Annotated in this window: 20 protein-coding genes; 19 read left to right on the forward strand and 1 reads right to left on the reverse strand. The window is 54.7% G+C overall.

All coding sequences use genetic code 11. The annotated features are described in order from the left end of the window. Together WBG04_RS16615 and WBG04_RS16620 are read left to right on the forward strand one after the other, a co-directional pair. Positions 1 to 2009: efflux RND transporter permease subunit (locus WBG04_RS16615; protein WP_424315718.1), on the forward strand; the 2009-nt coding region annotated here is incomplete at its 5' end. A gap of 45 nt (positions 2010 to 2054) precedes the next feature. Further along, positions 2055 to 2492 (forward strand): hypothetical protein, encoded by a 438-nt coding sequence (locus WBG04_RS16620; RefSeq protein WP_424315720.1) that lies wholly within the window; start codon positions 2055 to 2057, stop codon positions 2490 to 2492. Between the two features lie 6 nt (positions 2493 to 2498). Here the strand turns inward: WBG04_RS16620 and chrA are convergent, their stop codons facing one another. Continuing rightward, positions 2499 to 3818: a chromate efflux transporter gene (gene chrA / locus WBG04_RS16625; protein ID WP_424315722.1), complete on the reverse strand. Its 1320-nt coding sequence runs from the start codon at positions 3816 to 3818 to the stop codon at positions 2499 to 2501. 183 nt (positions 3819 to 4001) lie between these two features. On the opposite strand from chrA, the gene WBG04_RS16630 reads away from it, so the two are divergent. From WBG04_RS16630 to WBG04_RS16710, 17 genes are all read left to right on the forward strand, one after another. Next, on the forward strand, positions 4002 to 5213 hold the full coding sequence (locus tag WBG04_RS16630) for a hypothetical protein (protein ID WP_424315724.1): 1212 nt from the start codon (positions 4002 to 4004) through the stop codon (positions 5211 to 5213). Between the two features lie 581 nt (positions 5214 to 5794). Beyond that, positions 5795 to 6658 carry a sugar transferase gene (locus WBG04_RS16635; RefSeq protein WP_424315726.1) on the forward strand — a complete coding sequence of 288 codons (864 nt, stop codon included), beginning with the start codon at positions 5795 to 5797 and terminating at the stop codon, positions 6656 to 6658. A gap of 22 nt (positions 6659 to 6680) precedes the next feature. Beyond that, the gene (locus WBG04_RS16640; protein WP_424315728.1) at positions 6681 to 7790 is read left to right on the forward strand and encodes a Gfo/Idh/MocA family protein; all 1110 of its coding nucleotides are present in this window, start codon (positions 6681 to 6683) and stop codon (positions 7788 to 7790) included. Continuing rightward, entirely contained in the window at positions 7747 to 8238 is a 492-nt protein-coding gene (locus WBG04_RS16645) for an acyltransferase (RefSeq protein ID WP_424315730.1), read from the forward strand. Before WBG04_RS16640 ends, WBG04_RS16645 begins: the two co-directional genes overlap by 44 nt. An 8-nt stretch (positions 8239 to 8246) precedes the next feature. Further along, the gene (locus WBG04_RS16650; RefSeq protein ID WP_424315732.1) at positions 8247 to 9365 is read left to right on the forward strand and encodes a DegT/DnrJ/EryC1/StrS family aminotransferase; all 1119 of its coding nucleotides are present in this window, start codon (positions 8247 to 8249) and stop codon (positions 9363 to 9365) included. A gap of 85 nt (positions 9366 to 9450) precedes the next feature. Further along, the gene (locus WBG04_RS16655; protein ID WP_424315734.1) at positions 9451 to 10539 is read left to right on the forward strand and encodes a lipid II:glycine glycyltransferase FemX; all 1089 of its coding nucleotides are present in this window, start codon (positions 9451 to 9453) and stop codon (positions 10537 to 10539) included. A 21-nt stretch (positions 10540 to 10560) separates the two neighbouring features. After that, positions 10561 to 12819 carry a GumC family protein gene (locus tag WBG04_RS16660; RefSeq protein ID WP_424315736.1) on the forward strand — a complete coding sequence of 753 codons (2259 nt, stop codon included), beginning with the start codon at positions 10561 to 10563 and terminating at the stop codon, positions 12817 to 12819. Between the two features lie 159 nt (positions 12820 to 12978). Further along, on the forward strand, positions 12979 to 13887 hold the full coding sequence (locus WBG04_RS16665) for a hypothetical protein (RefSeq protein WP_424315738.1): 909 nt from the start codon (positions 12979 to 12981) through the stop codon (positions 13885 to 13887). A gap of 53 nt (positions 13888 to 13940) precedes the next feature. Continuing rightward, positions 13941 to 15323 carry a sugar transferase gene (locus WBG04_RS16670; RefSeq protein WP_424315740.1) on the forward strand — a complete coding sequence of 461 codons (1383 nt, stop codon included), beginning with the start codon at positions 13941 to 13943 and terminating at the stop codon, positions 15321 to 15323. Between the two features lie 12 nt (positions 15324 to 15335). Further along, positions 15336 to 15794: a UDP-N-acetylglucosamine--LPS N-acetylglucosamine transferase gene (locus WBG04_RS16675; protein WP_424315743.1), complete on the forward strand. Its 459-nt coding sequence runs from the start codon at positions 15336 to 15338 to the stop codon at positions 15792 to 15794. 38 nt (positions 15795 to 15832) lie between these two features. After that, entirely contained in the window at positions 15833 to 16273 is a 441-nt protein-coding gene (locus WBG04_RS16680) for a glycosyltransferase (protein WP_424315745.1), read from the forward strand. Between the two features lie 159 nt (positions 16274 to 16432). Beyond that, the gene (locus WBG04_RS16685) at positions 16433 to 16864 is read left to right on the forward strand and encodes an acyltransferase (protein ID WP_424315822.1); all 432 of its coding nucleotides are present in this window, start codon (positions 16433 to 16435) and stop codon (positions 16862 to 16864) included. Beyond that, positions 16861 to 17811 (forward strand): glycosyltransferase family 2 protein, encoded by a 951-nt coding sequence (locus WBG04_RS16690; protein WP_424315747.1) that lies wholly within the window; start codon positions 16861 to 16863, stop codon positions 17809 to 17811. Before WBG04_RS16685 ends, WBG04_RS16690 begins: the two co-directional genes overlap by 4 nt. Positions 17812 to 17832: 21 nt before the next feature. After that, the gene (locus WBG04_RS16695; RefSeq protein ID WP_424315749.1) at positions 17833 to 18720 is read left to right on the forward strand and encodes a glycosyltransferase family 2 protein; all 888 of its coding nucleotides are present in this window, start codon (positions 17833 to 17835) and stop codon (positions 18718 to 18720) included. Positions 18721 to 19256: 536 nt separating this feature from the next. Next, positions 19257 to 21422, forward strand: coding sequence for a chitobiase/beta-hexosaminidase C-terminal domain-containing protein (locus WBG04_RS16700; protein ID WP_424315750.1), 2166 nt, complete (start codon positions 19257 to 19259; stop codon positions 21420 to 21422). Between the two features lie 341 nt (positions 21423 to 21763). After that, complete coding sequence (locus tag WBG04_RS16705) at positions 21764 to 22777, forward strand: glycosyltransferase family 4 protein (RefSeq protein ID WP_424315752.1); 1014 nt, start codon at positions 21764 to 21766, stop codon at positions 22775 to 22777. 46 nt (positions 22778 to 22823) lie between these two features. Continuing rightward, complete coding sequence (locus WBG04_RS16710; RefSeq protein ID WP_424315754.1) at positions 22824 to 24284, forward strand: MBOAT family O-acyltransferase; 1461 nt, start codon at positions 22824 to 22826, stop codon at positions 24282 to 24284. The last annotated feature ends 5 nt before the right edge of the window (positions 24285 to 24289 follow it).

Here is a 24289-nt window from a genome sequence, read left to right on the forward strand (position 1 = left end):
CCTTCCTTGTTTTCAAGGGTTTTGACATCAGCGTCAATTCGATGACCCTGGGTGGTCTGGCGGTCGCGATCGGGATGGTGGTGGATGACGCGATTGTCGATGTGGAGAACGTCTTCCGGCGATTGAAGGAAAACGCGGCGAGGTCGGTTCCAAGACCGCGGTTGGAAGTGATTGCGAAGGCTTCCGGTGAGGTAAGAAACTCGATTTTCTACGCGACGGTGCTGATCATCCTGGTGTTCCTTCCGCTACTGGGTTTGACGGGGGTTGAGGGCAAGCTGTTCGCGCCGATTGCGATTGCGACCATTGTTTCGATGATCGCGTCGTTCGTGGTTTCGCTTACGGTGATTCCCGTACTTTGCTCTCTCCTATTGCATCCCAAAGCGAATCGTGAGCACGGCGATGGCAGGCTGGTGCGCTGGATGAAGAAGGTCCTTGAGCATACGCTTTTGAAACTTGCACTGAGCCGGCCCTTGCTGGTGCTGGCGGTGGCCTTTGGGATGTTGATGGCGGCTTTTTCGCTCTATCCGGCGATGAACAAGGACTTCCTGCCGAAGTTCGAGGAAGAGACCGCGCTGGTCGCCGCAACCTCGGCTCCAGGAACTTCGCTTGAGGAGATGAACCGGATTTCTGATGTGATCGAGCAGCAGATTTTGTCGATTCCGGAAGTCCGGCAAGTTGGGCGTCGGCTTGGTCGAGCCGAGCGTGGCGATCATGTGGTACCGGTTTCGACTGCCGAGTTTGATGTGGATTTCCGCGATGCGGCGGACGATGAGAACGCGCGTTCCCGCAAGGAGGTGCTGGCCGAGATTTCCGCAAAGGTGAAGACGGTGCCAGGGGTGTTTGCCGTCGTCAGCGGGCCGCTCGCCGACCGTATCGGCCACATGCTCAGCGGGGTCTCCGCACCGGTGGCGGTGAAGGTGTTCGGCCCCGATCTTGAAAAGATCCGGGAGATCGGTGTGGAAATCCAGGAGATCGCGCAGGGGATTCCGGGCTTCGACAATGCGAAGCTCGACCAAGCGTCCTCGATTCCCCAACTGCGGGTTGAGGTCGACCGGAGCCGCGCGCTTGCCTACGGAATCTCGCCGGGCGAGTTGAATGACGATTTGTCGACCCTCGTTGGAGGAAAGGAAGTGGCGGAGTTGTTCGATGGTCAGCGCCGGATCAATCTGGTGACCCGCCTGCCGTTGGAAATGAGGGATACCCCGGAGAAGATCGCGCAGATGCCGATTCAGGTTTCCGAGAAGCAGTGGGTGCCACTTGAGCAGATCGCCGAGGTGCGTGAAGCGAAGGGGCCGAACGTGATCTTTCGGGAGAACGCGCAACGACGTTTTGCACTGGGGATCAAGCCGACGGTGCGTGATGTGTCCAATCTGGCGCAGCGCTTGGAAGAGGAGGTGATGGAGAAGGTGGAGAGACCGGAGGGTTACTTCATTACCTTCGAGGGCGAGTTCAAATCGCAGCAGGAAGCGACGCGGAGGATTCTAGCCTATTCGGCGTTGGTCTTCGTCGCGGTGTTCATGATGCTCTACGGCTACTTTCGTAGTTCGTCGCTGGCGCTGCAGGTGCTGGTCAACATTCCGCTCGCGCTGATGGGCGGTCTGGTTTTCACCTACTTCAAGCTGAACAACATCAGCATCGCCACGCTGGTGGGATTCATCGCCGTCGGTGGTGTGGCCGCGCGTAACGGGATCATGATGATTTCCCACTACCTGCACCTGATGCAGCACGAGGGTGAGGGATTCACCCGCAGGATGGTGGTGCGTGGCACGCTTGAACGGCTGGTGCCGGTGACGATGACCGCCCTGTCGGCCGGGATCGGACTGATTCCGCTGGTGCTCGCGGCCGATCAGCCGGGGAAAGAGATTCTCCACCCGGTGGCGGTGGTGATTGTCGGCGGTCTGATCTCTTCGACCTTTCTGGATATGGCGGTGACGCCGGCGATGTTCTGGCTGGTCGGTCGCAAGGCTGCGCTGAAGGCGATCCGGCTCAAGTCGAAGGCGGCGCAGTGAAAATTTTCTTGAGAGATGAAGTTCAACCTAACAACCAAACCAATAATGATGAAAACACTGAATACGATGATGGCGGCATGTGCCTTGATGGTGATTCCTGCGCTGCATGCTGAAGAAAAGAAGGCCGGTCCGAACGGGGGGCGGGTGATCTCGAGCGTGGAGCCTCACGTCGAATTTTTCGTGATGGAAGATCGCAAGCTGAAGCTGACTTTCCTCGATGAGGACGGAAAGGCGATCGCAGTCGCGGAACAGAGTGCGACGGGGACCGGTGGTGAGCGCTCAAAGCCGACTCGTTTCAAGTTCGAGAAGGTGGGAGGGGCCTTGGTATCCGATGTGGCCTTACCTGAGGGGATGAAGGTGCCGCTGATTCTTCAGGTGAAGGTGACGCCGGACGCGAAAACCGTGACGGAGAGACTCACGGTGGACTTCTCGGACTGTCCCGGCTGCGTGCATCCTGAATATGCCTGCACTTGTGATCACTAATCGACCTCAGAGAAACGAATAGCCGAGTCCGAGGAGGGCGCAGATTCCCAAGAGGGGAAGGACATCGAGTTTCATTTTCTCGATCGCGAACCACGCGGCGATCGCGAGAATGATGACAAAATAGTCGATGCGCCCGGCCTCGGGCTGGAAGGCGTGCCAGGTGAACCAGAGGGCGAGGTTGAGAATCACCCCGACGACGGCGGCGGTGATGGCGTTCAGGGTCGCAGACAGGGCGGGCTTTTCGCCGAGACCCTCGACATGCGGTGCCCCGAGGAAAACGAAGAGAAAGCAGGGGAGGAAAGTCACCCAGGTGGTGATCGCCGCGCCGAGCGTCGCCGAGGCGAGCGGTGAGAAGTCGCCCGGATTCTGCCATGCCCCGACGAAGCCAACGAATTGGAGGACCATGATCAGCGGTCCCGGGGTGGTCTCGGCGAGACCGAGACCAGCGATCATCTGGGCTTGGTCCAGCCAGCCGTGAGTTTCGACGGCTTGCTGGGCGACGTAGGGGAGGACCGCATAGGCACCACCGAAGGTGACGAGGGCAGCCTTGCTGAAGAAGATTCCTTCCTGAGCATGGATGCTTTTCCAACCAAGCGAGAGGCCCAGGGCGATCACCGGGAGCCACCAAAGGGTGAGGCAGACGGCGGAAATCCTGAGCGAGCGAGGCCAGCTGGCCTTGGGGGCGGGAGGAAGGATGAGCGCGGGTTTGATGTCAGATATGGCCTTGTGCCCTTTTCCGGCGGGAAACTGAGTTGGATATCGCCTTGAACCGAGCCAGCCGATCAGACCTGCGCCGATGATGATGAGAGGGAAGGGGATGGCGAGAAAGCGGATGGCGATGAGTGAAAAGAGCGCGACGACCCACAGGGCGGGGGTCTTAAGGGCCTTGCTGCCAATACGTTTCGCCGCGCAGAAGACGATCGCGATGACCGCGGGGACGAGGCCGTGAAAGAGCCCGGCGACCCAGTCGAGATGCCCGCCCGCCATGTAGAGCCAGGAGAGGGCAAAAAGGATCAGGACGGATGGGAGCACGAAGAGCGCGCCGGCGGCGATGCCTCCTTTGGCGCCATGAAGTCGCCAGCCGAGGTAGGTGGCGAGCTGCTGGGCCTCGGGGCCGGGAAGCAGCATGGTGAAGTTCAGCGCGTGGAGGAAATGTTCGTCGGAAAGCCAGCGCTTCTCCTCGACAAGCTCCTTGTGCATGATGGCGATCTGTCCGGCTGGTCCACCGAAGCTGATCCATCCGAGTTTCCACCAGAATCGAAGGGCGGTCAGGAAGGAAGGCACTTCGATGGAGTGGGGACGATAACCTCCGGTATTGCAATCCAAGAGTCCGAGCTATGGATCGATACTCCAATCCGGGTGCCCAATCCGTGGAGAATCAGATTTGCGTCTTCGATGGATTCGTCAATCCATGGCGTCATCACGTAGGGTTGCCTTTTAAATTTTTTTTGATACAAGCAGGCCCGTATGGGTCCTTCTTTCCCCCCCAAGAGGGCATTCTTTTCGTTGATGAGCGCGTCGCTCGTCGCGTCAAACATGCTTGGTATACCTGCTGCAGCTCAGGATTTCTCCCGAGGTCTGGCAACCGCAGATCGTTACTTCTACGACGGAATTCTTCCGGCCGACCTGGCGTCCCTGGTCGATCCGACCCTGGGAGGGCAACTCAAGGGCGTCATTGGATACAACCTTTCCGTTGGCGTTTCCTACGATTCGAACATCAATCTCAGCTCGGTCAATCAGGAGGACGACATCTTCCTTTCGATCAATCCGGGCATCTTCTACTCAAGTGACCCTGAGGGCGGGGCGAGGCACTCGATTACCGCCTATTATTCTCCCAAGCCCGAGATCTTTCAAAACAACAGCGAGAATGCCCGATTCAACAACAACGCTGGGATCTACTACCGCTTCGCAGGTTCCCGGACGTCGATCTCTGCGTTTTTAGATTACACCCAGTCATCTGCCCCCGACCGCTTCACCAATGGTTTCTCCGAGGGATCCCTGCTGAGCTATGGTTTGAGAGCGAGCTACCAGTTGGCACCGCGGACTGAGATTTTCGGAAGCCTGAGTAGTTCCTATTCGACCTATGAGACTCCGGGCGAACAAGGGGCGGACTTTTTAACAGCCCGGTTCGGAGGCTTCTGGGCGGCTACCGAGCGACTATCGATCGGCCCGACTGTGGATCTCAATGTGACTGACTCTGTCAATACGGGCAAGGTTACCCGGATTGGTGGAAGCTTGAACGCCCGCTTCGTTGCGACGGAAAAGCTCAACCTCCGAGCTTCGATCGGAGTCGACGAGGTCAACTACTCCCTTGGAGTGACCGGTGACTCCGCGAGAATTTCGGGGAATCTCGATTTCAGCTACGTCATCAACCCGCTCTGGACATGGAATGGCTCCATCACCTACGCCAATATCCCTTCTCCGATCACCGCCGGTTTGATTATCAACGACTGGGAGATCGCCATGAGATTGCGGCGCTCGCTTGATGTCGGTTCCCTGGGCTTCGTTGCGACCTACAGCTTTTCCGACTTTCAATCGATTGGTTTCGTGCCCGGGGTTGTGACCCAGAATGGCTCATATTACCTAGTGGGAGTGAATTACGGTCGCCCGTTCATTTCGGAACGAATCACATTTTCGACGTCTCTTTTCTACCAGGAAAGCACTGGTCAGGCTAATTGGTCCAAATGGGTCCTATCCTGCTCATGGGGAACTAGTTTCTGACCCTCCCTCCCAAGTCCCTCCCTCCCACCCCCCAACCCCGTCATCACGTAGTGGTCAATGAGCTGCCAGTCAGGCATTCTCGCCACGAGTTCCGTATGAAAAATGGCCGCCAGTGGAATACTTACTCTTGGTATCCCGAATGCTAAGAATAGCCTTGAATCTGGAAGGTTCGTTTATTATGGAAATCCACGTATTACCGAAAGGTTAAATAAATCAATGCCCTCCCCTGACATAGGGAGTCCCCCCGACCTATTGGTCTCCTCGCAGCGAGGTTCCGGTAAATCAGAGGCTCCCACCCATTCGTGTTCGCCTCCGCGCGGCCCGATTTTCCAAAGACTGGTTTTGTTCACCTCCCCCTGGTGCCCATTCGACCAAGGGCGGCAGCTTGACTCGCAACTCAATTTATGCTTCGATCTCTCCAAGGGAACGGAAAATCCTTGGCGCATGGTCGGAAACGACCGTCGAGAGGAACCGACAGCCCCCACAGTGAGATTTCAGCCGATTGATCTCCACTAGGCTTTTTGGAAAGGGGTCATGCCCTTTTCACGCAGCACTCCCCCACCCCCCACCCCCACCCCCCGATGAAAACAACTGCCCGGCGACGTATTCGCCAAAGATCCCTCCATCCTGACCCGGGTCCAAGCCGGGGACCTAGTCCGACAAGAGCTCCACGAGTTCGGAACCACAGGTTTGGCGGTTCGACTCAGGAAGCTTCCTCCACCGAGCCGGAAATCGACTCGATCCCGAATCCTGGCTGGAAAAGGCGCTTGGACTTGGGATTCATCCTTTTGGTGTTCCCTCTGCTATTGGTATTGGGAATGCTCGTGGCCTGCTGGATCAGGGTTGTTTCGCGCGGGCCGGTGATTTTCCGGCAAACGCGAATCGGTCAGGGTGGTAAGCCCTTCACCATCTACAAGTTTCGTAGCATGCAGTTCCAGTCCGGAACGCGTGAGCATGAAGCTCATGTTGAGAAACTGATACTGTCGAATCAGTCGATGACCAAACTCGACCAAATCGGCGACAAGCGCCTCATTTTCGGGGGCTGTTTCCTTCGTGCGACCGGACTTGATGAACTTCCCCAAGTGCTCAACGTGATTCGGGGTGAGATGAGTCTCGTCGGTCCGCGACCATGCGTCGCGAGAGAATTTGAACTCTATGATGCCGATCAGTCCAAGCGGTTTTCAGTGGTTCCAGGTATCACCGGCGTTTGGCAGGTGAGATGCGACGACACGGCTACCTTCCGCCAGATGGTGAAAATGGACGGCGAGTATGTTGAGCAGCGATCACTTCTGAAAGACCTTTACGTGCTGGCGAGAACTCCTCTTGCCGTCGCGCATCAAATACGACTCTGCTTCGATAAGCGCCTCGCTCGAATGGGAAATCGATCCGTGACGTCAAGGGGACTTCGTTTCCCTCGTTCGTCGGTTTCAGGCCGCACTCGATAGAGCTGAATCACTCGAAGGAATCATGAGTCGAGGAATCTTCATCGGTGTCGTCGGCCTCGGTTATTGGGGGCCGAATCTGGCTCGCAACCTTGCGCAGCTGACAGGTTGTCGGCTCAAGGGGCTTTGTGATCTCGATCCCAAGCGTCTGGCAAGTATCAGTGGTCTGCACCCGGAAGTCCCGCTTTTTGAGGATCTCGATGAGATGCTCGAAGGCTCGGAACTGGATGCTGTCGTTGTTGCGACTCCGGTAGGCCAGCATTACAGCCTGGCCAAAAAAGCGCTCGAAGCTGGCAAGCATGTTCTGGTTGAAAAGCCCCTGGCGACTTCGACAGCCGAATGCACCGAGTTGATCGAGCTCGCGGCGTCTCGCAATCTGACATTAATGGTCGGACACACCTTTCTCTACTCTGCACCCGTGCAGATGATTGCGGAGTTCATCAGGTCAGGAGAACTCGGAGATATCCACTACATCAACAGTCGGCGTCTTAATCTCGGCTTGTTCCAGCGGGACATCAACGTCACCTGGGACCTTGCTCCGCATGACCTGTCGATTATCCTGCACCTGCTCGGGCAAGTTCCTGATCAGGTGAACTGTCAGGGTCAGGCCCATCTGTCGAAAGGTGTTGAGGATGTCTCGAATCTTTCCCTCGTCTTTCCCGGGGGCCAGTTTGCTACGATTCAAAACAGCTGGATCGAACCTCGGAAGGTTCGTGAGATGAGCATCGTCGGCAGCAAGAAGATGATTGTCTACAACGACATCGAGCCGATGGAGAAGCTGCGGATCTACGATTCCTGCGTTGAGAGCCCGCCTCATTACGACTCATTCGGGGAATTCCAGTATGCTTATCACTACGGTGACAGCTACCTGCCGAGGATTGAACAACGGGAACCTCTGCGCGCGGTTTGTGAACACTTCCTTCAGAGCATTCGGACGGGTGCCCCGCCATTGAGCTGTGGGATCAAGGGCCGTGAGATTGTGAGGATCCTGGAAGCGTGCGACCGATCACTGGCCGCAGGCGGCAGTGCGATGAGCCTCGATGATCTTCCAAGCGATTCCCTGAATAGTCCTGAAGTTTCCAGAAACGGGCATGAGCGCCGACCCCCTCCAGTCCCGACGTCTTATCTCCGATGATGTGATTCTCGGAGACAACGTAAAGGTCTGCGATTTCGTAAATCTTTATGGTTGTGAGATTGGCGATGAAACGAAGGTCGGCACTTTTGTCGAGATTCAGAAGGGGGTCAGGATCGGGGCCAAGTGCAAGATCTCCAGTCATACCTTCATTTGCGAAGGAGTGATTGTGGGAAGCGGCGTTTTTATCGGTCATGGCGTCGTCTTCATTAATGATCGCCACCCGGGAGCTCTCAACGATCAGGGAAATTTGAAGGGTGAGGGTGATTGGATCTGCGAAAACACCGTCGTGGAGGACAGGGCATCGATTGGTTCCGGCTCGACACTGATGGGTGGGATCACAATCGGAGAAGGAGCGATGGTTGGCGCGGGTAGCGTTGTGACACGAGATGTTCCTGCCGGAGCTACTGTTGTGGGTAATCCTGCCCGGGTTCTTCGCAAGTCTGATTAAGTAGGTGTATGAAGGTGCCATTTTTCAGTCTTGATGCTCATCACGCTCCATTGAGGGATGAGATCGTTGCCGCGATTGACGGTGTGATCAACTCAGGCATCTTTGCTGGGGGCCCTGAGGTTGATTCCTTCGAGGAATCCTTCGCCAAATCATGTGGAACCCGATTTGCAGCCGGGGTAGGCAGCGGTACCGACGCGCTTTGGCTGGTTCTTGAGGCCCTTGGAATTGGGCCTGGTGATGAGGTTGTCACGGTTCCGATGACCTTTGTCGCCACCGTCGAGGCCATTTGCCGGACGGGCGCAAAGCCTGTCTTTGTCGATATTTCCGAAGACCGCTTTACGATGGATCCGTCAGGTTTGGAGGCGGTGCTGACATCTCGAACCAAGGCGATCATTCCTGTTCACCTTTTTGGCCAGATGGCTGAGATGAGGCCGATACTGCAAATTGCCGAGGCTTATGGTATCCCTGTAATCGAAGATGCGGCTCAGGCTCATGGTGCAGCCTACAAGGACAGACCTGCTGGAAGTCACGGACTTGCAGGGTGCTTCAGTTTCTACCCCGGAAAAAACCTCGGAGCGCTGGGCGAGGCAGGAGCCGTGGTGACGAACGACCCCGATCTGGATGCAAAGGTTCGCCTGCTCCGGGAGCACGGCCAGCGCAGAAAGTACGAGCATGAGGCCATCGGATGGAATTGCCGAATGGATGCGATTCAGGCAGCAGTCTTGAAGGTCAAGCTTCCGAATTTGACGAGGTACAACGAGCGCCGGCGGATTCATGCTCAGCACTATTCCGAAGCACTCTCGGATTTTCCCGATCTTCAGTTGCCATCCGTAAGGGATCCCGAGGAGCACGTGCACCACATCTATGCGGTTCGCTGTTCTCAGCGGGACAATCTGATCATGCACTTCGCTTCGATGGGAATCGGCTACGGAATCCATTATCCAGTGCCGATTCACCTCCAACCAGCCTACGCCAAGTTTTCGAACGGACGCGGATCGTTCCCTGTCGCTGAGGCCTGCGCCACTTCCTTCGTTTCATTGCCCGTGTATCCTGAACTATCAGCGTCTTCGATTCAGGCGGTCGTCCAGTCACTGGAAGAGTTCTGCTCGGTCAAATTGAGCGCTTGACTGAACTGAGCGAAAATCTACATTGCGTCACAAAGTAAGTGAAATGACTCGCTGATTTCCGCTCTCCCTAAACTCCCCCCCACCGATGGTTTCCTCCCCAAAGGCCGTCAGCAATCCGTCGCGAAATCGCCTCGGAGAGTGCGGTATTCACATGATCGACCCCCTGAAGGGAGACATCTGGGATGAAAAGACAGCGGGGCTTGAGGGTTGCACGATATTTCATCGCTCTGCGTGGGCGAAGGTCCTGGCGGAGACCTACGGCCATCGACCTTTCTACCTGCAAATTGATTTGGCTGACCAGCAGTCCTCGTTTGTGCCTTTGATGGAAGTCGAGAGCTTCGTGACCGGGCGTCGAGGCATCTCTCTTCCCTTTTCAGATTTTGCCGGGCCGATCTCGGCAAGTGTCGGGGAAGCCCCGGAAATTGGCTCAGTTCTTTGCCGCATCGCCCGAGAGAGATCCTGGAAGTATGTGGAGGTTCGCGGGAATCTGGCAAGGTCGGGCGTTCTTCCGGTATTCAGACCGTACGAGCAGCATCAGTTGGACCTTCGAGGTGGTTTGGATCGTGTGAAAGACCGCGTGAAACCAGCGACCCGCAGAGCAATTCGAAAGGCGTTGGCATCTGAGATGGTGGCGAATGTCGGCGCAGGGGCTGGTTTGTTGGATGCCTTTTACAAGCTTCACTGCCAGACGCGACGCCGCCATGGATTACCGCCCCAGCCCATATCCTTCTTCAGGGCGATCAAACGACACGTCCTGGATCAAGGATTGGGAATCATCGTTCTTGCTTCCTTAGGGGGTAATCCCGTTGCGGGAGGTGTCTTCTTCTTTTCGGGCCGCCGGGCGCTCTACAAATTTGGAGCTTCGATCAAACGTTATTGGGGACTTCGACCCAATCATCTTGTCATGTGGAAAGCGATCGAAGGTCTCGTTGCCCAAGGATGCCATTTGCTGGATTTCGGTCGGACTTCCGTTCATGACAAAGGCCTGAAACAATTCAAGGAATCATGGGCGGGTGAGAGCGCCCGCCTCGAGTATCATCGATTCCAGTCGCTTCCCTCTGAATGGGTCGCATCGAGGTCGAATCCCAAGGAAGGCCATCCGTTGATTTTTGGTTACCTCCCGAATACGTTCAATCGAATCGCGGGAAGGTTTATCTATCCCCATCTCGATTAAGCTCAAACTCCCCCAAAAAGTATGAAATCTGCAAATGAGAAGCCCGCCACAAGCGGATTTGGACTTCACGACATTTTATATGTCATCTTCAAGCACAAGTGGAAGATTATCCTCTTCACGTTCGCTGGTTTTTTCGCAGCCGGATTGATGTACTACAAGGTGGTTCAAAATCCTACCTTCGAATCCACAGCCAAGGTGAACATTCGTTACTTTGTGGAAACCTTGCCCAATTCCGATGCACAGATTCGGAGTGGAGGCCTTGCAACGGAAGTTGAAATTCTAACCAGTCGGGATACCGCGATAGCAGTTGCGAGCGAGGTCGGGCCCGAGGTGCTGCTTCCGGAAGCAGGAAGGCCGGTCACAGCCGAGGATGCAGCGGGCGTTGTCAGTGGCGGGCTTACCGTCAAGATTCCTTCTGTCGGTAGGAAAAATTCTTCGGACATGCTCTACTTGAGTTATCGTCATTCCGACCCGGATCTGGCAGTTGAGGTTCTTGAGAAAACCATCGACACCTACTTCATCAAGCACTTGAACTATCACCGTTCGCCCGAAGCTTTCGCCGAGTATGCAAAGAAGGCAGACATCGCCCTGGCGACACTCCGGGAGACCGAGGCGGAGATCAATCGGATCAAGTCCGAGTCCGGTGTCCTGACAATCGGTGCCACGATGGCGGAGTTTGAGTCGCGGAGACAGTTCATCCGAGACACCCTCGGTGCGGTTGAGTCCGAGCTTGCGGCCCAGACGGCTCGGGTTCAGGAACTCGAAGAGGGGATCCCTGCAGCTCTTCCGATTGATGGAACACTTGATATTGCCGCCGAGCCTGATGAGCAGCAACTCGCGGCCGACCGACTCCGGGTAGCTGCGCTGGCAGAAATGCAGGATCTTCAGGATCGGCTCGACATGCTCCAGCAAAAGCGCAACGAGCTCCTTCTCAAGGTGAAGCCCGGAGCCCCAATGGTTGCATCGCTTGATCGGCAGATCAGAGAGGTCCGGCAGAAGCGCATCGAGCTTTCCGCCAAGTATCCTGAGCTCGCCACCCGAATGACGACGAGAAACGGAACGCAGGCTCAGGCTCCGGTCCAAAGTCTCGAACAGGAGCGGGCGATTCTGTCTGCTCTCACCGCCAAACTGAAGAGCATCAAGGAGCAAGAAGCGGGTTTGTCCGATGAGGTCGCACGCTTGTCCGCCTTGAGCTTCAAACTCCAGGAACTTGATTTCCGCAGGACCGAAGAGGAACAGAAGTATCGCCTTTTCCAGTCCAGTCTCGAGCAAGCTAAAATCACCGAGGCCCTGGACCCCTCAAAGATGCCGAACATCAAGATCATCCAGAGCCCGACTCCACCGATAAAGTCGATCGATGAGGAGTCTCTCAAGATGATCATGGGAGTGGCGGGAGTAGGTCTGGCGCTCGGACTTGGGATCGCGTTCCTGCTGGAGATGGTGATCGACCGGAAGGTGACCCGTCCAATCGAGATCGAGACAAGGCTCCAATTGCCACTGATGATGTCGATTCCGCTGGTTCGGGCGAAAGACGGAATTTCGAAACTCATCGGGCGGGAACCCGGGCTTGAGCTCTTAGGCGATGCCGGAGATGTCATCCTGCCGCCCGTTCCCTCGACCGCCGCGATCGAGAGCGTCAATCATGAGCAAGAGCACTTCATTGTTCCCTATACCAGCGCCATTCGGGATCGCGTGATTTTCAATTTTGAGGTCAACAACATCAATCACAAGCCGAAGCTGGTCGCTGTCACTGGACTGACCGCCGGAGCGGGAACTTCAACCGTTGCTGCCGGGCTGGCCAAGGCGTTCGCCGAGACTGACGGCCGCAAGGTACTTCTCGTCGATCTCAACCCGCCATCAAGCGGGGCGCGCATTACCAGCAAGCCAACGGATTCCCTCGTCAAGGCCTTGCAAGTCTCAAGAAGTGAAGGCTTCCATCGCAGCTCACGGTCTCTCTACTTTGCGAGTGCCCCGACCCGCAGGGGAGGAAGAACAGGCGAATCACTTGCTCCAACGAAGCTGAACGAGCTCATGCCCTATCTGACGGCAAGTGATTTCGACTATATCATTTTTGATATGCCCCCAGTGGATCCGACCAGTCCAACCCAGGCCATGGCGGGACTCATGGATAAGGTGCTTCTTGTTCTCGACGCCCAGAAGACAACCAAGGAGCGTCTGCAATGGGGCTACAAGCAACTGGAGAGCGGCCGGGCTGATGTCTCCTGCGTCTACAACAAGGCGCAAACCCATGCTCCGAGCTGGGTTGAAGGGGCGGCGTGATCGTCCGGCGCGCCGACAGCTGGGCGAATCTCAGCCTCTTCAAAGACTCAACCAGAAATGGAACTGATCAAAGATGAGGGCGAGTCGCTGCAAACGCGTCTCTACTATCGCTTGAAGCCCTTTCTACCGAAAGTCGTGCGATGGAGTATTCGCCGACAATTGGCGAAGAGGGTAAGGATTGCAAATCGCGATACATGGCCGGTCGACGAAAGCTCGAAGAGCCTCCCGTCAGATTGGAGCGGTTGGCCGGAGGGTAAAAGGTTTGCTCTCGTAGTGACTCACGACATTGAAAGCGAGGAAGGGCTCTCAAAGGTCCGGAAACTAGCCGAGCTTGAGCAAGTTTTCGGATTCCGCTCCTCCTATTGCTTCGTGCCCGAGGGTGACTATCGGGTTTCAGAAGATCTTAGGTCCTGGCTGGTTGATTCCGGCTTCGAAGTGGGCGTCCATGATCTCAAACACGATGGTCGCCTCTATGAATCGAGAACCAATTTCCCCAACAAGGCCAAGCGTATTAACTCATATTTGAAAGAGTGGAATGCAAGCGGATTTCGTTCTGCATTCATGCTTCGACGTCTCACGTGGCTCCACGAATTGGAAATTAAATATGATTCGTCAACCTTCGACACGGATCCCTTCGAGCCACAGCCAAACGGATGCGGCACAATTTTTCCGTTCTTTATTTCAAGCTCTGACGAGCAGAAAGATGAGGGATACGTCGAGCTTCCTTATACCCTGCCGCAAGACTCTACGATCTTTCTCCTCTTGAGGGAGGAGAGTCCTGATATTTGGATCAAGAAACTGGATTGGATTGCTGAAAACGGTGGAATGGCTCTCATCAATATTCACCCGGATTACATCGATTTCGAATGCAAAGGTGAGACGGATTCGTATCACTATCCGGTTAGATTTATTGAAGAGTTTCTGACCCACATCGAGGATCGATACGCTGGAGAGTACTGGAATCCCCTCGCTAAGGATCTTGCCGAATGGTTCCAGGCCAAAAGATCAACGGGCAAGATCAACGCCAGTAACCCCCGGAGCCGTGGGCTCCAAGAGATCAATTCATGATTCGTCTTCGTCACAAGTTGTTAATCAGGTCCATGCGACTTCTGGATCAGTTCATGCTGATCGGAGCCGCGGCGCTGATTGTCTATTTCTTCCCCGATGAAAAGGGAAGGGTGGCAAGTGCTCCTATTGCGGGGTTCAATCGTTTTCTGGATGCTTTTGGGATCCTGTTGCTGACACTGGGTTGGCTCGGGATTTTTGATTGGTTCGTGAAATATCGCGCGGATCGATTGGTTCGTCTCAAGACTCAGCTGCAAGATATTGTAAAAGCGACGACCGTCTCGACTTTCTGGTTTCTACTAATCAGCGCCGTTTTTTCGATTCGAGGCACGAGTCCGGTAAGTATTGCTCTGTTCTGGGGAGCCGTGACGATTGGCGGAGTCCTCACGCGAATCGCCCTGCGCTGGGTGGTGACCACCGCCCGACGTTCCGGCTTCAATTACCGTCACTTGCTGATCATCGGGGCCAACAGTCGATCTGCTGAATTTGCTGAGCGAATCGAGAAAAGTCATGAACTCGGATATAAGTTAGTTGGATTTGTTGCCGAGAGCGGTGAGCCCGAAGCTGAATGGGAGAAACAGAGAAAATCGACGGAGTTGATCGGCCGAATTGACGACCTTAGGGCGCTGCTTGAAACCAAACAAGTTGATGAAATACTAGTCTGTCTTTCCGTGGAGTCGAAGTTCAGAACGGTCTCATCAATTCTCAAGGAAGCCCGTGATCTCGGGATCGTCTTACGGATCGTGCCGGACCTTGCCGAGGTCGATCTATTGAAGAAGTTCCACGTTGAAGAGTTCGATGAAGAAGTCGTCGTGACCTTTTTCCGCGAGCAGCTTTTGTTTCAACTGCTCCTGAAAAGATTGATCGACTTTTCGGCTTCTTTGGTCGGGTTGGTCGTCCTTTCGCCACTCTTCCTTGTCGTCTCTATCGTCATCAAGATGACAAGCCCCGGCCCCGTATTTTTCTCTCAAGACCGGGTAGGAATGAATCAGCGTCGGTTTCAGCTGTATAAGTTTCGCTCCATGGTGAAAGACGCGGACGCACGTAAGAGCGAGCTGCAGCACCTCAACGAAGTGGACGGGCCTGCATTCAAGATGGAGAACGATCCGCGGGTCACGAAGATCGGGAAGTTCATTCGGAAGACCAGCATTGATGAGCTGCCCCAATTGTTCAATGTCTTGAAAGGCGAGATGAGTCTTGTTGGTCCGCGGCCTCCTCTACCCAATGAAGTTTCGAAGTATGAGTGGCTGTTTCGCCGCCGTTTGTCCGTCAAACCGGGAATCACATGCGTTTGGCAGATCAGTGGCCGGAGCGATACCAGTTTCGAAGAATGGATGAGTATGGATAAGGAGTATGTTGAGAACTGGTCTCTTTGGCTCGATTTCAAGATCCTACTAAAGACGATACCGGCCGTGTTGCTCGGTAAGGGTGCTCATTGAACGTGTTCAGAGATGTCCGACAAGGTTCCAAAAATTCTGGCGCTCTCCTCAGGTGGTGGGCATTGGGTTCAGTTGCTCAGGCTTCGCCCCGCCTTCGAGGGCTGTAACGTCGTATATGCCACGGTCAGCGAAGGTTATCGACCGGAGGTGGAAGGGGCTGAATTCAGACTCATCGTTGACGCGAATCGCTCCAATAAGCTAGACCTGATTCGCTCCGCTTGGTCGATCCTTCGTCTCATGATCTCAGAGAGGCCAGACATTGTGATTTCCACAGGAGCCGCGCCAGGGTTTTTCGCCGTTCGCCTGGGGAAGATTCTTCGAGTAAGAACCGTCTGGCTCGACAGCGTCGCCAATGCTGAGGAACTTTCGATGTCGGGACAGAAGGTCGGTGGGAGTGTGGATCTTTGGTTGACGCAGTGGCCGCACCTTGCGGATGAAAAAGGACCGAAGTGTTTTGGAAGTGTTCTATGATCTTTGTAACTGTAGGAACTGACTCGCCCTTTGATCGAATGGTCCGAGTGGTGGATGCCTGGGTGGCAAGAACCGGGAGGACCGATGTCTTCGCCCAGATCGGCAAGGGAGGGTGGGAGCCGTCAGCGATGCCCTTCGCAACCATGCTCGATCCAGCTGAATTCAAGAAGCGCTTTACCGAAGCTGATGTGATCATCGGTCATGCCGGGATGGGGACCATTCTTTCCGCGCTTCATTTCGGCAAACCGATTCTGGTAATGCCGAAGAAAGCCAGTTTGGGAGAGCAACGTAACGAGCATCAGCTAGCGACAGCTCGAAGAATGAAGGACCTTGGCAAGGTCAATGTAGCTTTTGACGAGGAGGAACTGAGCCAGTGTCTGGATCAGATCGACACCTTGATGGTGAAGGACAGGATTTCCCCATTTGCCGGGAGTGACCTCATTGAAGGGTTGCGCGGCTTTATTCGCTCTGGCTCATAGTTCCAGGGTAGTCGCGGATCCCAAGTTTCCCTTTAGAATCCCATGGCATCTTCCAAGCTGACAGGACTGGTCGCGTCACTTTGTGATCCTCGGTCCTACCTCCATTTGGTTCGATTGATCCACTATTTCGGATACAGCCACGTTAGGCCGCGCAGCAAGATGCGGATTGGTGGAGGTTCGGGTATTGCTCCGAATGTTTCATTTCGCAACGGCGAGAGGATCGTGGTTGGCGACAACTGTCACATCGGTGAGCGATGCTACCTTTGGGCAGGAGATTCGACCGGCCGGATTCAGATCGGAAACCGCGTGTCCTTAGCCCCGGGAGTTTTCATCACTGCCTCCGATTATCGATTTGTCGCCGGGATTCCTTTCCGCGAGCAAGCGAAGAAAGAGATCGACGTGGTGATCGGGAGTGACGTTTGGCTTGGCACTGGTGTCGTTGTGACTGCTGGCACCAATATTGGCGATGGATGCATCGTTGGAGCCGGTGCTGTTGTGACCCGAGATCTTCCCGCCGGCAGTATTGCTGTCGGTATCCCTGCTCGTCCAGTTGGAGTGCGGCAGGAGTCCTCCCAACCCCCAGAAAAATGAAATCAGACGTCGCCGTCATCATTGTAACCTACAACTCCGAGAAGGAGATTGGTGCCTGCTTAGAGAGTGTATTCGCCGAGTGCGCTTCGGTCAGCCAAGAGGTCGTCGTCGTCGATAATGACTCAAAAGACGGCACGGTGGCTCTTCTTCGTGAACGCTTTCCTCAGGTGAAGCTGGTGCTGCCAGGCAAGAACCTTGGCTTCGCCGGCGGAGTCAATCTCGGTGTCGAGAACTCCAATGCCGAGTATGTTCTCCTTCTCAATCCAGATACGGTGATCGTTCGAAATGCGATCGACAAGGTTGTGGCCTTCGCGAGGGACCGTCCCCAGCACGGGCTTTACGGAGGGCGCACGCTCACACCGGAGGGTGACCTTGAGCCATCATGTTGCTGGGGAACGCCAACCCTGTGGAGCATGTTCCTTTTTGCCTTTGGCTTGACGACGCTAGCGCCAAGGAATCGTTTTCTCGACCCGGAATCGATGGGCTCGTGGCAACGCGACACCGTTCGTGAGGTTGGGGTTGTGACAGGATGTTTCCTCTTGGCGCAGCGGGAGGTGTGGGACGAGCTTAATGGCTTGGACACCCGCTACTTCATGTATGGCGAGGATGCTGATCTTTCGATGCGTGCCCGGCTGAAAGGCTATTCACCTGTCATTTGTCCTGAGGCGGAGCTGATCCATGAGGTGGGCATGTCTTCCGAGACGCCGGTTCACAAGACGCTTCTCCTCTATCGTGGAAAGGCCAGTCTCGTGAGAACTCACTGGAAGGGCTTGGCTCAGCGGGCTGGCCTCTTTTTCCTGGCCACTGGAGCGGGATTACGTGCTTTCCTCACCGGAATCCGAGGCTCTTCAACGAAGGGTAGCACCGCCGATCGCTGGAAGACGGTTTGGGAGAAGCGGAGGGAGTGGCTGTGCGGTTATGAGGCAGTTGGAGGTTCGACGACCTGATTGCCAAATTCTTGGATTGCCATGATCAGTGTCGTCATACCTTCCTACAATCGCCGCGACTGTATCCTCCGTCTTCTGAAGGATGTGTATTCGCAGAAGGATGCCGAATTCGAGGTGATCGTTGTCGACGACTGTTCGACCGACGATTCTGTCGATGCCATTCAGCAAGCTTTCCCTCAGGTGCACCTTCTGGTCAACGAGGAGAATGGGGGTCCCTGCGTGACCCGCAACCGCGGAGTCATGGCTGCAAAAGGGGAAATAATCGTCGGACTGGACAGCGACGTCAGTATTGAGGATCCGCGACTACTGGCGCGCGTTGAGCAAACCCTTTCGAGCCATCCTAAAGTCACAGGGCTAGCGTTCAGGATACTCAAGCCGGACGGGGTTTCAGAGGATGTTGAGCGCTGGTGGCACCCGGTTCCGGTTGAAACCCACGCGGGAAAAAGCTTCCTCACCGACTATTTCAGCGGGACGGGATACGCCTTCCGGAAGGAAGCGATGATCAAGGCAGGGCTCTATCCTGAATACCTTTACATGCACTACGAGGAGGTGGAATTGGCATTCCGCATGCTCGACAATGGGGGTGGAATTCTTCACTGCCCGGACCTCAAGGTTCTTCATCACGAGGGTAAGGCTGACGGACGGAGCAAGGTGCAACTTTACTACAAACCTCGAAATCAGATCCTCCTTGCCCTCTCCTGCTATCCCCTAGGGCATGCGATTTGCTATCTGATCCCCAGAGTAGGATTCCAGTTTCTCCGAGCGACTGCAAATCGCCACTTGGGTTCCTATTTCCGGGCGATGATCGACGGCTTCTCGAAAGGCAAAGAACGGCTTTCACTCAGAAAGCCCTTGAAACCTGAGACTTTGGTTCATTTGAGAGAGCTCAAAAGGGGGATTAGCCCCTGAGGTAGTGCCGTCCGAAATCACATCGAGGGCCAGATTGCTGGCCAAATCTGGAAATCGTCAGTAAATTTACCGATTGATACTTTGGATGCATTTATGATTAACTTCACTAAATTGAGAAAACTGGAGGATGAATCGTATGGATTTGAAGACGACCCGAGTCTGTCGGCCCTGGATACTAGTGTTCTTACTTAGTTGATTTCGCCTAACGGCATTCGCCACTCGCTGAAAATGGGGCTATAGACTCCGCTCGGAAGAAAGACGGACTCTGGAAGGATAGCACCTGATCAGAAAGCACTCCTCTTTACTCAATCACAAAAAAATTTTCAACCATGTTCACCAAGTCTCGTTCCTTCAAGTCTCTTTCGCGAAGCATTTTATTCCTGAGTGCCGTTCTGGGCTCTTTTGGGATCGCTCTAGGTGAGAGAACCGTTACTCACTCGACAGCGAATTATGGTTCAATCACTTGGACTTGGGCGGAAGACCGGCAAGTTGGAACCTTCGCCAATGGTGAGTGGTGGGTTGTCGGACCCATTACCATGACGAACATTTCACCAGGTTGGAGAAACTCGAATGGTGGGACAATGATCAATCCTGATGATCCCGATGGTCAGACGCATGGACTGGTTGACAAGGTAGCTGCTGGAGCCGGCTATGTCGCATCGAGAAACATCGGAGCGAATCTGCCGTATGTGGTGCAGCCAGGGTCTTCCGTCATCTCTACGATCGGCAACAACGACTATGGATCCGGAGCTGACTACGCGTGGGAACTCGCTGCGGTTCTTACTGTTTTGGATCAAGCCCCCCCGGCCGGGTCTTTCAGGCCGCCCTATTTCGGCAGTGCCAAGCCGCTCTACAACAAGAGTCAGCTGAATTTCGATGTGTTCCGTGATCTTGCACCTACACCCAATTCGGTGTCGCCCATGGAACTCGTCGGCGATCGTGTCAAAGAAGTGTATCTCGATTTGCGTGGTCGCGGAGGTGCGAACAGCAGCACCCAGCAAAAGGTGGGTAGTGCCCCACGCTATGGTCGCGAGGTGGCCAAAGTCCACAATCAGGCTGCTCTCGCCCTGAATCTCGACTACACCGACCAGCAGAAGGAGGCGCTCCTGATCGAATTGGTGCAGCGTGGCATTGACGTCTATGGTGGTCTTCTCGAAGGTTATCGCTGGGACGCGGATGGTGGTCATCGCTTCGGCCGAAAGATCACCCTCTACATCGCCGGAAAGGCGCTGGGCGCTCAGGAGATTCTCGAGCGGGTTGATACGGATTATTACATCAACGATGTGTGGGGTTCAAACAACTCGAGCCGCAAGGCTGACTACGGCAGATTTCAAGAAGACCAGCAGCATTTTTACATAGATCAGGCGGCAATTGACAAGCACGACGCCTATGGGCCTTCTTCGTTGGGCAAGCCAGCTTGGAAAGCCCAGGCATTCAGTGCCAGAGATGGGGACGAACCGGGTGGATGGGGAAACGGCTACCGGTCGATGAATGGCTCATCGAACATGGGGACTGTATTAATTCTGAGTCTAATGGGCGATCGGGCTTTGTGGAATCATGAAGCCTACTTCGAATACATTATCGATCAATTCGAACCCTGGACCCGGACGGGTGATCAGCCTGCCGATGGAACGAAGAACGGGGTTCCCCTTTTCACCCGCGAGATGTGGAACGCCTATTTTGGCAGCATTCCAGACGAGTCTGGGCGGGTCGCGGCACCCTTGTTGAGCCCTGCCGGAGGGATCTTTGAAACATCAGTCAATGTTAGCATCAGTTCGGCGACGGCCGGCGCGCAGATCCGATACACTACCGATGGCTCGAATCCGAGCGATACCAACGGCACCCTCTACGGGGGAAGTATCCCGCTGCCTGCCGGGCTAACGACGCTCAAGGCGATCGCTTACAAAGAGGGCGAAACCAGCTCGACGATCAGGACCAGTGAATACTCCGTTGGTCTGCTTGCCCCGCCGAACTTCTCGCCCCTGGCGGGGAGCTACTTCGAAAATCAGTTCGTGTCACTATCCAGCAGCTCTTCTGGTAGCAGCATCCACTATACGACCGATGGTTCAATACCAACGACTGCTAGTGCGGTCTTCACTCCCGGTGTGCCAATCGAGGTCTCTTCAAATACCGTGATCAAGGCCATCGTGGCCAAACCCGGAAGCGAGAGCTCATCAATCGCTCAGGCATCATACCGGATTGGGGAGATCAGTTCCGCAGACTGGAGTTGGTCCAATATTCCATTGGAGACCCCGCAGAGCAGCAGATTTTCCTATTTCGTGAGTGCCACTCCAGACAATTCGATTTCCGACTCACTTGTCGGATTGGCAGATGGCACGGTGGACTGGTTTACCCAGCTTGCGGCAATCGTGAGATTCAATCCTGATGGGAGGGTGGACGCCTATGACTTCGATGGTTATAAGGCAGTGAATGATTTCATCTACTCCGCGGGCAAAACCTATGCCATCAATTTCAACGTGGACGTTGCTTCCAGCAGCTATTCAGCAACGATTTCCGTCGATGGGGGAGCTCCTGTGAGCATTGCTGAAGGCTATCGTTTTCGATCGCCACAGGCTAGCATTTCAAGCCTCTCAAATGTCGCGCTTTGGACGAATATTGGCCTGGAGACAATGTATGGCGGCTTCGAGCTAGGATCTGCACTCCTGAGCCCGCCAGAAGGGCTACGAAGGATTGATCCTTGAGGAGGTGGTGCCTTTGAATGGCACAAGGGCGAACAGGGATTGAAGTCATTGAATTTGCGCAATCTGTCGGGCAAGCCCGCCGGGATTTGGCGTCCTCCTCAAATGGGGACTCACCTGCGGTTCGTGGCATTTGTGGATCAGAAAAGAACGATTCGAAGATGCGGGAGTTGAACAATGAATCGTTGGGTCGCATTCGGGTGCTCTATAGCTTTCCGTTCAAAATCGGAGCTGAGCGAATCTGTACTACGGCGTGGCATCAGGTTGCCGGTGCAGCGAGAGCTGGCATGGAAATGCGGGTTTTCACGGGTTCTGTCGCGAGACCGCTTCCCGATTTGGTCAAAGTGCATCGTACCCTCGCCATCGGGAAGTTCCGGATTCCATACAAGCTGCTCGGCCGTTCCGGTGCCTGCGAGATCCATGACCGGCGGGTAGCGAATTGGCTCCGTCGAAATCCCAACAGCGTCGATTTGATCCATGCGTGGCCGTTGGCTTCCCTCCGCACGATCAGGGTGGCCAAGTCACTTGGAATACCTGTAATGGTCGAGCGTATCAACGCCCACATACGATTTGCATTCGAAATCGTCGAGGAGGAGTGTCGGCGGATTGGCATCAAACTTCCGCCCGGGCACGACCACGAGCTGAATCCGGCGAGTCTCAAGCGGGAAGAAGCCGAGTACGAAGAGTCGGACTATCTTCTCTGTCCTTCCGAATTCGTGGCTCGAACCTTTACTGAAAAGGGATTCTCGGTGGATCGCATCTTGCGCCATCAGTATGGGTTCGACGAGTCCCGCTTTCGGCCCCGGGACCGAAAAGAGGGTTTGCGTGATGGAAAGTTTACTGCCATCTACGCCGGCGTTTGCGAACCGAGAAAGGGACTGCACTATGCCCTTGAAGCTTGGCACGATTCTGGTGCCTGTGAGTTGGGGGAATTTAGAATCTGCGGTCAATTTGTCCCCGGCTACGCCGAGAAACTTTCGAAGTGGCTCTCTCACCCAAGCGTGAAGGTCATGGGTCATCGCAGCGATCTTCCCGAATTGATGCGCAACAGCGATGTATTTATTCTCCCTTCGGTCGAGGAAGGTAGTGCGCTCGTGACCTACGAAGCGCGGGGGAGCGGATGTGTTCTGCTGGTTTCGGAGAACTCTGGAGCTCCCTGTCGTCATGGCTACGACGCATTTCTTCATCCGATCCGTAGCAAGGAGCTGCTGACCGAACAGCTTCGGGAACTGAGTCAAAACAGAGAGTTGCTTGCCACTATGCGGAAGCGATCGCTGGAAACAGCGGAGGAGATCACGTGGTCGGCGGCTGGAGAGAGCTTGGCCCAGGCCTATCGCGCAGTTTCGGCAAGGGCTTGAGCCGATGCCATGCACTGAAGACGCAAACTCCACCCCCTGAATAGCGATGCTTTTTAACTCCATCGACTTCGCGATCTTTCTACCGGTCATCTTCGCGGTTTACTGGATCATCGGTAATCGGAGTCTGCGACTTCAAAATCTGCTGATCGTCGTTGCCAGCTACGTCTTCTACGGCTGGTGGGACTGGCGCTTCCTTTCATTGCTACTCTTCAGTACTGTTGTCGACTACTGTGTTGGAAGAGGATTTGCAAAAGTAGAGAGTCAAAAAAAACGCAAACTCCTGCTTGCCGTAAGCCTTTGTGTTAACCTCGGATTGCTGGGGTTCTTCAAATATTTCGATTTTTTTGCCGGGAGCTTTGTTGAAGCATTCACATTCTTTGGTTACCAGATTGACTATCGCTCGCTGGGGATCGTTCTCCCGGTAGGTATCAGCTTCTATACATTTCAAACTCTCAGCTATTCAATTGATCTCTATCGAAGGAAGATCGAACCGAGTGGGGATTTCGTCCAGTTCGCGGCCTTCGTCAGCTTTTTTCCCCAATTGGTTGCGGGTCCAATCGAGCGCGCAAGTCATCTTCTTCCACAGTTCAGGAGTGAAAGGGTCTTTTCCTACCATTGGGCGATGGACGGGTCCCGCCAGATTCTGTGGGGGCTCTTCAAGAAAGTGGTGATTGCCGACAACTGCGCGAGACACGTCGACGTAATATTCGCAAACTCTGCTGATGCATCAGGGAGCACCTTGGTGCTTGGCGCGGTATTTTTTGCCTTCCAGATCTATGGTGATTTCTCCGGCTATTCAGATATTGCGATTGGCACATCGAGGCTATTCGGATTCGATCTTAAATGTAACTTTGCTTATCCCTATTTTTCAAGGGACATCGCTGAATTCTGGCGACGTTGGCACATTTCCCTATCAACCTGGTTCAGGGATTACCTCTATATCCCGCTGGGAGGTAGCCGTGGAAGTCTGGGTATGAATGTCAGGAACGTGATGATCGTGTTTGTGGTCAGCGGTCTCTGGCATGGAGCGAATTGGACCTTCATTGTCTGGGGAGCGCTGAATGCACTCTATTTCCTTCCACTGCTCTTGGCGAAACGCAACAGGACGCATCTGGAAATTGTTGCGAAGGATCGGATGCTTCCCTGTTTTCGTGAGCTTACTGGCATGGCGACGACCTTTGGCCTGGTGTTGTTGGGTTGGATATTTTTCCGTGCAGAGAACCTCACTCACGCTTTCCAATACATCAGCGGAATTTTTTCCCCTTCCCTGCTTAGCAAGCCTGACTTTGCTGGTGGAAGTGCAGCCAAGACCACTTTGGCATTGCTCGGGGTCCTGATTATTGTCGAGTGGATTGGTCGCAGCGGTCGTTTCGCTCTGGCAGAGCTCGGTGATCGATTCGCACCGGTTGCGAGGTCAACGCTTCGATGGGTGTCTTGCTACATCATAGCGATTTCGATCATTGTCTTCGGAGTCGCCCGGCAGGAGTTCATCTATTTTCAGTTCTGAGATAC

The organism is Haloferula sp. (assembly GCF_049672945.1).
Taxonomy (GTDB): Bacteria; Verrucomicrobiota; Verrucomicrobiia; order Verrucomicrobiales; family Akkermansiaceae; genus Haloferula.